At 48.8% G+C, this 8,337-nt stretch carries 9 protein-coding genes and 1 pseudogene; 8 read left to right on the top strand and 2 right to left on the bottom strand.

Annotated features, from left to right (window positions below; genetic code table 11):
• Nucleotides 1-229: 229 nt before the first annotated feature.
• The 8 genes and pseudogenes from O71_RS02515 (at nt 230) to O71_RS02550 (ending at nt 6,414) form a co-directional block, all read left to right on the top strand.
• A complete protein-coding gene (locus O71_RS02515) occupies nt 230-442 on the top strand; it encodes a twin-arginine translocase TatA/TatE family subunit (RefSeq protein ID WP_007652895.1) in 213 nt (70 codons plus the stop codon).
• 33 nt (nt 443-475) lie between these two features.
• Nucleotides 476-1,135 (top strand): DedA family protein, encoded by a 660-nt coding sequence (locus O71_RS02520; protein WP_007652901.1) that lies wholly within the window; start codon nt 476-478, stop codon nt 1,133-1,135.
• Nucleotides 1,136-1,357: 222 nt separating this feature from the next.
• Nucleotides 1,358-2,589, top strand: a pseudogene (locus O71_RS02525) (dicarboxylate/amino acid:cation symporter).
• A gap of 189 nt (nt 2,590-2,778) precedes the next feature.
• On the top strand, nt 2,779-3,780 hold the full coding sequence (locus O71_RS02530) for a hypothetical protein (RefSeq protein WP_007652902.1): 1,002 nt from the start codon (nt 2,779-2,781) through the stop codon (nt 3,778-3,780).
• A 33-nt stretch (nt 3,781-3,813) separates the two neighbouring features.
• On the top strand, nt 3,814-4,266 hold the full coding sequence (locus O71_RS02535) for a small multi-drug export protein (RefSeq protein ID WP_007652903.1): 453 nt from the start codon (nt 3,814-3,816) through the stop codon (nt 4,264-4,266).
• Between the two features lie 113 nt (nt 4,267-4,379).
• Entirely contained in the window at nt 4,380-5,297 is a 918-nt protein-coding gene (locus tag O71_RS02540; RefSeq protein WP_081490422.1) for a calcium/sodium antiporter, read from the top strand.
• Nucleotides 5,298-5,450: 153 nt separating this feature from the next.
• A complete protein-coding gene (locus O71_RS02545; RefSeq protein WP_007652905.1) occupies nt 5,451-5,705 on the top strand; it encodes a hypothetical protein in 255 nt (84 codons plus the stop codon).
• 382 nt (nt 5,706-6,087) lie between these two features.
• Nucleotides 6,088-6,414, top strand: a complete 327-nt coding sequence (locus O71_RS02550) for a hypothetical protein (RefSeq protein ID WP_007652906.1) — start codon at nt 6,088-6,090, stop codon at nt 6,412-6,414.
• Nucleotides 6,415-6,741: 327 nt separating this feature from the next.
• Here the strand turns inward: O71_RS02550 and O71_RS02555 are convergent, their stop codons facing one another.
• Nucleotides 6,742-7,563, bottom strand: coding sequence for a hypothetical protein (locus tag O71_RS02555; RefSeq protein WP_007652909.1), 822 nt, complete (start codon nt 7,561-7,563; stop codon nt 6,742-6,744).
• Nucleotides 7,564-7,827: 264 nt separating this feature from the next.
• On the bottom strand, nt 7,828-8,232 hold the full coding sequence (locus O71_RS02560) for a hypothetical protein (protein WP_155800438.1): 405 nt from the start codon (nt 8,230-8,232) through the stop codon (nt 7,828-7,830).
• Nucleotides 8,233-8,337 lie beyond the last annotated feature (105 nt).

The following is an 8,337-nucleotide window of genomic DNA, read 5'->3' on the forward strand; positions in this document are numbered from 1 at the left end:
CCCTACCCCAGCCAGAGTTCAAATACTTAGCCTGGAACCAACAGGTATAGCCAAGGCTGTTTCGCAGCCCCTTTCATCATTCTTAACTTCTATTTTGTTTGCTGCCAGCAATTGCAAAGCAGCTTTTGTGGCCCTTTACGATTAGTAAAGCGTCTCATCCCTCGTCGCACAGCAAAGTCTGCGAAGGGGTCATTCTATTTCTAAAATCATATTTAACATCACTGCAATCATGACTAGTATTGGAATATTTGCCTTCATCGGCAGCCTGGGAGGCGCAGAAGTAACCATCATCATATTTGCCATTTTGCTCCTGTTTGGTGCTAAGCGCATACCTGAACTTGCCCGTGGCATGGGCCGTGGCATCCGCGAGTTCAAAGATGCCACCAACGAGATCAAGAGTGAGCTCGACAAGTCCATCCAGGACAAGGATGAGAAGAAATAGCAGGCTGGCCCGGTAACAATAGCTCCTTTTTAGATGGACTTTATTTATTACGTGGCAGATTTTGTGCTGCACATCGACCAGCACCTGGTGCAACTGGTGCAGGAGTACCAGCAGTGGATCTACCTCATCCTGTTTCTTATTGTTTTCTGCGAAACTGGTCTAGTGGTGACGCCCTTCCTGCCGGGAGATTCGCTGCTGTTTGCACTCGGCGCTTTGGCTGCCATACCTGCTTCGGGCCTTAACCTGTTGCTGTTGATGGGGCTGCTGATCGTGGGCGCTATTCTGGGCGACTCCTTCAACTACTATGTGGGCAGCAAGATCGGAGGCCGCATATACCTGCGCGATTTCTGGTTTCTGCGCCGCACACACATCGACCAGACCCAGCGGTTCTACGAAAAGTATGGCGGACGCACGATCATTTACGCACGCTTTGTGCCGATCATCCGCACGTTCGCTCCTTTTGTGGCCGGGGTGGGCAAGATGAATTACAGGCGCTTTTTTAGCTTCAACATCATTGGAGCGATCGTATGGGTGGTGTTTTTTATGCTGATGGGCTACCTGTTTGGAAACCTGCCGGCAGTAAAGCGCCATTTTTCGCTCCTCATTCTGGCGATCATCGTGCTGTCGATGGCCCCTCCTATTGTGGCTGCCCTCAAAAACCGGCTGTCGAAAAAAAGCACCACTCAGATTTAATTACACAAAAAGCTTTAGACGATTAATTTATGAACAAGGCCTTTTTGCCACTTGGTAACCCTGATCTGTATCAGCATAGCCGCCATCCTCACTGTCCTGCAGCAGTATGAAGTCATCGCCCTGCCAGCGGAAGCACTCACCGTTATTCGCTGGGGCGGCACCGCCGTGCTGCTGCTCTACGGTTTGCAAAAGCGTAACCTCACCACCTGGATCCTGATCAGCATGGTGGTCGGTGCCCAGATAGGCTATGATTTTCCGCAGGTAGCCCAGCACCTGAACGTGCTGAGTAAGGTCTTCCTGAAGCTGATCAAAACGATCATTGCGCCGCTTATCTTCGCCACCCTGGTGGTAGGTATAGCCGGGCACGCCAACCTGAAGCAGATCGGCAGTATGGGCTGGAAAGCGATCCTGTACTTCGAAATCGTGACTACCTGGCCTTGTTCATCGGTCTGGCTGCCATCAACATCAGCAAAGCCGGCGAAGGCATCAACATGGCAGGTATAGCCGAGACTGAGGAGATTCAGGCACCAGCCAAGCAAACCTGGTCCGACATCATCCTGCACGTTTTCCCGGAGAACATTGCCAAGTCGGTTGCGGAGGGACAGGTACTGCAGATCGTGGTGTTCAGTGTGATCTTCGCCATCGGACTGGCCATGGTTACGGAGAAGAAGCGCAAGCCCATGCTCGACTTCTGCGAAAGCCTCTCTGAGACCATGTTCAAGTTCACCAACATCATCATGTACTTCGCCCCGATTGGTGTGGGTGCTGCTATTGCCTACACAGTGGGCCACATGGGCTTCGGTATCCTGGTGAACCTGTTCCAGCTGCTGGCTACACTGTATGTGGCGCTGCTGGCTTTTGTGCTGCTGGTGCTTTTACCGGTTGCCCTTATCGCCCGTATCCCAATCGTACGTTTCCTAAAGGCTATTTCCGGTCCGGTTTCCATTGCCTTTGCCACCACCAGCTCGGAGGCGGCCTTGCCTAGAGCCATGGAAGAAATGGAAAAACTGGGCGTGCCGCGCCGTATTGTGGCTTTTGTGATGCCGACCGGCTACAGCTTTAACCTCGACGGCACGACACTATACCTGGCGCTGGCCGCCGTGTTTGTGGCGCAGGCCGCAGGTATAGACCTGAGCTGGGAACAGCAGTTACTGATGGTGTTCACGCTGATGCTCACCAGCAAAGGCGTGGCCGGCGTGCCGCGTGCCTCACTCGTGATCCTGCTTGGTACGGTCGCCTCTTTTAACCTGCCGGTCTGGCCGCTGTTCGCCATTCTGGGTATAGACGAGCTCATGGACATGGCCCGTACTTCCATCAACGTGACCGGCAACTGTCTGGCAACGGCCGTGGTGGCCCGCTGGGAAGGTGAGTTTGATTTGCAGCCGGAAACAGGTCTGGTGGAGACAACCAATCCGGAGCTTTTAGAAAAGAAGCAGGAAGAAGTACCTGCATAGCGTCTTCATTCACAAACGCAACACCTTAAATTTTAAAATTCACGTTTTTTCAGATGACAAAGACGCAAAAAAAAGAGGCCGCACCTGGCGCCGCTTCAGCCTTATAAATTCAGGAAACGCTACAACCAGTTTGACCTTATCTTCCAGAAAGAGAAGAAGTTCCTTTACTTTATCGCCTTCTCGCTCTTCATGGCAGGTATGGTATACCCCTACCCGCACATTGCCATGTGGGTGGGCTTCGCCTTCGCGGGTTACTCGGCCATCGCCAACGACAGTATCCAGACCATCGGTACCTTTATCGTGTCCAACGAAGACAAAAAGTGGTACTGGCAGTGGCTGTTCATGGGACTTATCTTTCTGGGTACGGTGACTTACAGCTGGTATGCGTTCGACGGCGATGTGACCTACCAACGCCTGGCCACGCCGGGACTTGAAAAGGCGCCCGAAAGTTTCGTATACCTGCAGCTGGCCTCTCCCATTGTACTGCTGCTCCTGACGCGGTTCCGTATACCTGTCTCCACCACTTTCATGCTGCTCAGCGTGTTCACCGCAACCAGCGCCACGGTGCTCGGGATGATCAACAAAAGTCTGGCGGGCTATGTGCTGGCCTTTCTATCGGCCCTTGTCATCTACCTGCTGCTTTCCAAAGTGATCAAGCGCTTTATCAAAGGCGAGGCGCACGTGCTCTGGACGGTGGCGCAGTGGCTCATCAGCGGCTTTTTGTGGTACATCTGGCTGGTGCAGGACCTGGCGAACATTGCCGTATACCTGCCGCGTCAGTTGGGCGGCTTCGAGTTCCTGGCTTTTGCGGGTTTCATCTTCCTGGGACTTGGTTTCCTGTTCTACATGAAGGGTGACAAAATCCAGCACATTATCAACGAAAAATCTGAAGTGCGGGATGTGCGGAGTGCTACGATCATTGACCTGGTGTATGCCCTGATCCTCTATTATTTCAAGGAACTGAACAACATGCCGATGAGTACCACCTGGGTATTCGTGGGCTTGCTGGCGGGACGCGAACTGGGGATGCGCATCCGGGCGCAGGACTCTTCTGCGGCCTTTGGCAAAACCTTCCGACTGATCGGGAAAGATGTGTTGTCGGTGACCATCGGTTTGATCATTTCAGTTATTCTGGCTGTGGCCATCAATCCGGTGATGCAGCAGGAACTGCTGGACTTCTTCTTTAAATAAGCCGCCATTCTGTGCCTTACAGGCCATGTTCTTATGTTAGAAATACTTATTTATACCTTCCTGCTCAGCATCTCCCCATTCGGGGAGGCGCGGGCGGGTATACCTTACGCCGTGCTCAACGACATGCCTCTACTCTGGGCTTTTGTAGTCGGTCTTGTTGCTAATCTGCTTATTTTCCCCATGCTCGCCTGGCTCATCGAGACCTTCAACAGAAGACTCTGGCCGCATCGCACTTATAAAAAAGGCGTGATCAAGCTGGGGAGACGCGCCAAAAAAGGCGTGGGTGCCGACATACAGAAGTATGGTTTCTGGGGACTGATGGTCTTTGTGATGATCCCGTTGCCTGGCACAGGCGCCTACATGGGCACACTGGCGGCTTACTTTCTAAAGATCGAGCGCAACAAAGCCCTGTTGTCTGTGAGTATCGGGGTGTTTATTTCCTGCCTGATCATGCTGCCGGATCCTACCTGGGTAGTATGGGACTGAAGTCTTTTCCATAAATTGCTTTACCTTCGTATCCTCATACCATCACACAAAGGCAAGAACTTTTAAAATCAAATGCTGAACATACTTCTTTTACTGGCAGGCTTTGTCGCCTGATCTTTGGAGCCGACAAGCTTGTAGATGCCGCTTCCAGTCTGGCAAAAAAACTGGGTATACCTAACATTGTGATCGGCCTCACCATTGTGGCCTTCGGTACATCGGCGCCGGAGCTGGTAGTGAACGTGTTTGCGTCCATCAACAACAACACCGAAATGGTGCTCGGCAACGTGCTGGGAAGTAACATTTTCAACGTGCTGGCCATACTGGGCGTTTCCTCGGTCATCTACCCGCTTACGGTAAAGCGCAACACCACCTGGCTCGAAATACCACTGAGTTTGCTGGCTGCGGTCGCGGTTCTTTTTGTGGCCAACGACGTGTTCCTCGACAGTGCCGAGGCTAATCTGATCTCCCGTTCCGACGGACTCCTGCTGTTGCTTTTCTTCTGTATTTTCCTGGTCTACAACCTGATGATCGCGAAAGGCGGAAACGAGGATGATGAAGAAAGTGAAACCAAGGACTATACTTATCTGAAGGCGATCTTCTTTATTGCGCTCGGATTGGGCGGACTGATACTGGGCGGCAGACTGATCGTGACCAGTGCGGTAGGTATAGCGCAGGCCTTCGGTTTGTCGGAGCGCATTATCGGCCTTACCATCGTATCGGTAGGTACTTCCCTGCCGGAACTTGCCACATCGGTGGTAGCGGTGCGCAAGAAAAACGTAGACATCGCCATCGGCAACGTGGTGGGCTCCAATATCTTTAACATTTTCCTGATCCTGGGGGTGTCAACCGTCATCACGCCACTGCAGGTAAGCGCCGCTTCCTTCACCGACATCATCTTCAACATCGGTGCCGGTCTGCTGCTGTTCATCTTTATCTTCACGGGCAGAGGCCGACAACTTGCCCGCTGGGAGGGAGTTGTGTTCCTGCTGTTATACCTGGGGTACCTGGGCTTGCTGATTAGTCAGGAGTAAGTAAACAGCAAATTACTCTATTCCTGATAATTTGCTGCTTCCTATATTTGCCAGTTAGGAGACGTTGATTATTTACAATTAAAGTTATTAACATAGCATTATTGTTGCCCTTACCTGCGTAAAGTAGATCAACCTATATAATGTCTTGAAGACATGGATGAACTAGTTGAGTTTTTAAGCAAGCTTGATACATGCGAGTGCGATTTGGTAGTACTTACTTTCATCAGTGATGATCGTTTGTATTGCCGTTTCTTTCAGGGCGGTGTATATAAAGATCGTATGTTCGTCAATGATCCGGACATCATAGTTAAACTGCGTGCTGTATGTGGGGAAGGAGAAGAGATAGATACCGTTGGGATAAGCAAGCTACGGAAAGTGTTGTCAACTCAGGGCAGTGAACCTGCATAAATGTGATGGGCATTATAATCAGCACCTCTCTCAACCACTGCCAGCTTAAACTGCTAAAGACACTCCCATATAGGTAAAACCTTATATTTTTGCATTATTGAATTTTTCTAATGCAATAGCAAAACAATTCCCTCACACTGGTTTGCATTTGAAAGCCACATAGCTTATGTTTAAGCGCGTAATTTGCAATCAGGTCCTTAGTTTATGCTTGTAAGATAAAATATCATATATCATCTTACTTAAAGCAATTTTTGGACTATATGCAGGTTGCATTATAAATGTGAAGACCAGTTATCACATAAAAAAACGGGGTAAGGCCGAAAAACCACAGGAGTAGGAAATCTATACCAAATTATTTCATGAAACGAAATCCCCTTACTTGATGTTGCTGCTGCTTTTTGTAGTGACTTTGAGTAGCTGTGACAAATGTGACGGAGAGAAGCCGAGAGCGAGAATCATCAACAATGGTTCCGATGTAGCGAGTGTCCAGATTAAAACATCCGGCGGCAGTACCGAGAACCTTAACAATGTACCCAAAGGCGCAACATCAGATTTCAGAAGCTACAATGCAGGCTCGGTTACCTTCACCGTAACGGTAGATAAGGTGGAGTATGTGGAGAACGTACCGATGAGCGAGTGTTACGAATATGATATCGCCATTGATGCCAACAATAACATTACTACTGTCGCAAGAGACAGGAATGAATAAGCAATAGCAAACACGGGGCAACCTAACGATACACAGAGGCCCTTCGTAGAACATGTAATTTCCCAGTGAAGAAAAGCTTGGCACCGTAGGGTGCCAGGCTTTTTTGTTTCTGCCTAACCTATGATGTGATACCTAAAGCAGTGAAAACCAACACTGGCACCGCTACCCGCTAAACCAGTACCTGGGAGGGTGAAATGAAAAAGGCCAAGGATGGGGTATTTGGGCTTGCTGATTAGTCAGGAGTAAGATTTAGCCTGAGTTGTGAAAAGAAAAGGCCCTCTTCCGATTATGGAGGAGGGCCTTTTGTATACCTGCATTCAAGAGAGTTTATTTCACCAGGTAATCATACGTGATTCGTTCAACAACTCCTGATTTGTAGGTTCTGGTGGAAGCCGTAGGGTAGCCGTCCTGGTTATAGGTATAGGTACTTGTAAAGCTGTTGTCCACGGCACCGGAATAAGTTGTTATAACCTCAAAAGCAGTGACGTTGTGCTCCGTGATCAGGCTTTCGATGGAGATCTCCGAGCTGATGGAATTCATGGAAACATGGTCAGGGTAGAAAGGCGTTGGTCTGTTTCGGTCATCTGTTGTTGTGATGGCTTCCTGGTATATCTGGCCTGAAGCTGAAGTACGTCGCAGGCTCACCTGGTTGGCTTTTCCGTAAGACAGCGTCAGGATTTCCTGCAAATTCTCTTCCAGCACCTCTCCGGCGTAGGTTTTCTGCTCTGTCAGTCTGCCAAGCGTGTTAAATTTGTTGAGGTGTACGATAGGGGTTTCACCTTCAACGAGCACGCGCACCATAGATGGGAGGTTATTGTTGCCTTCATATGACAAGCGCACGTCTCGGCCTGTCTGATCTCGTACCAGCGTCAGTCTGCCTCTATCGTCGTGCTCCATAATGGAACCAAGATTGGTCGACTCTGCCCCTCTTTTCGACATGGCGTCTATTCTGCTCAGCCTGTTATCCTTGTCATAGATATAGTCCCAGTTAATGGTCTTTGTGGTGCCATCGGCCAGACTTATATCCGAAGTCTTTTTGTAGAGCAGGTATTTTTTTATTGGCTCAGGCTCCGGGCGTGGGCTGTCTTTTTCGGAGCAGGACACCAACAAAAACAACACGGCAAGGGTGTAGAGCAGTTTTGTTTTCATGGGATTAAAATTTTGGATTGAATAAAAAACATATCCTGACAAACATAACAAATTATACTATTAGTTCTAGTTATCTATAAATCACACTCCCCTCATGCTCAACCCAATTAGCGTCTAATTGCACCTGGCGGACTGTCTGTGACTTAACCGGATCAGCTGATCATCTACAGGAAAGTGCTATTGGTATAGGCTATGTTAACTTTCATCAAATAAAAAGGCCCTCTTCCGGTTTTGGAGGAGGGCCTTTACTATATCTGATCGTGATTATTTCACTGAATAGGTATTGGTGATCTTTTCAATGGAACCTTCATGGAAAGTTTTAATACAGCTTATTGGGTAGCCGCCATCATTGTAGGTATACTCTGAAGCGTAACTTACTCCCGCTTTATTTTTTACGCTGGCATCATTCCTATTCGTGTAAATTAATTCATTACTCAAAATATTATTCTTGGTGATTATGCTCTCCGAGTGCATCTCGGCAGCAAAGAAACTAGAGGCAATCTGATGTGGCAATATAGGAAGTTCTCTCTTTTTAGCATCAGTGATTATAGTATAGTTTCTAATCTGATCTAAAGCTGAGGTACCAGTAACTTTTATTTGGTTCTCATTGATATAAGTAACCAGCATATTACTACTATTATTCTCCTCATATACTTGGTGTTCTTTCAAGCCAAATACATGTAAGATGGGCGCTTGCGACAGGAAGCAACTTAGGAGGAAATACGCCAAGGTATATCAAAACGGCATGCTTCGAAACCTTCCCCTTCCCCGCCG

Source organism: Pontibacter sp. BAB1700, from assembly GCF_000277005.1.
Taxonomy (GTDB): Bacteria; Bacteroidota; Bacteroidia; order Cytophagales; family Hymenobacteraceae; genus Pontibacter; species Pontibacter lucknowensis.

Coding starts and splice junctions, on each gene's coding strand:
- O71_RS02535 (WP_007652903.1), top strand. CDS start 3,814: ATGTTAGAAATACTTATTTATACCTTCCTGCTCAGCATCTCCCCATTC.
- O71_RS02515 (WP_007652895.1), top strand. CDS start 230: ATGACTAGTATTGGAATATTTGCCTTCATCGGCAGCCTGGGAGGCGCA.
- O71_RS02550 (WP_007652906.1), top strand. CDS start 6,088: ATGTTGCTGCTGCTTTTTGTAGTGACTTTGAGTAGCTGTGACAAATGT.
- O71_RS02555 (WP_007652909.1), bottom strand. CDS start 7,563: ATGAAAACAAAACTGCTCTACACCCTTGCCGTGTTGTTTTTGTTGGTG.
- O71_RS02545 (WP_007652905.1), top strand. CDS start 5,451: ATGGATGAACTAGTTGAGTTTTTAAGCAAGCTTGATACATGCGAGTGC.
- O71_RS02530 (WP_007652902.1), top strand. CDS start 2,779: ATGGCAGGTATGGTATACCCCTACCCGCACATTGCCATGTGGGTGGGC.
- O71_RS02520 (WP_007652901.1), top strand. CDS start 476: ATGGACTTTATTTATTACGTGGCAGATTTTGTGCTGCACATCGACCAG.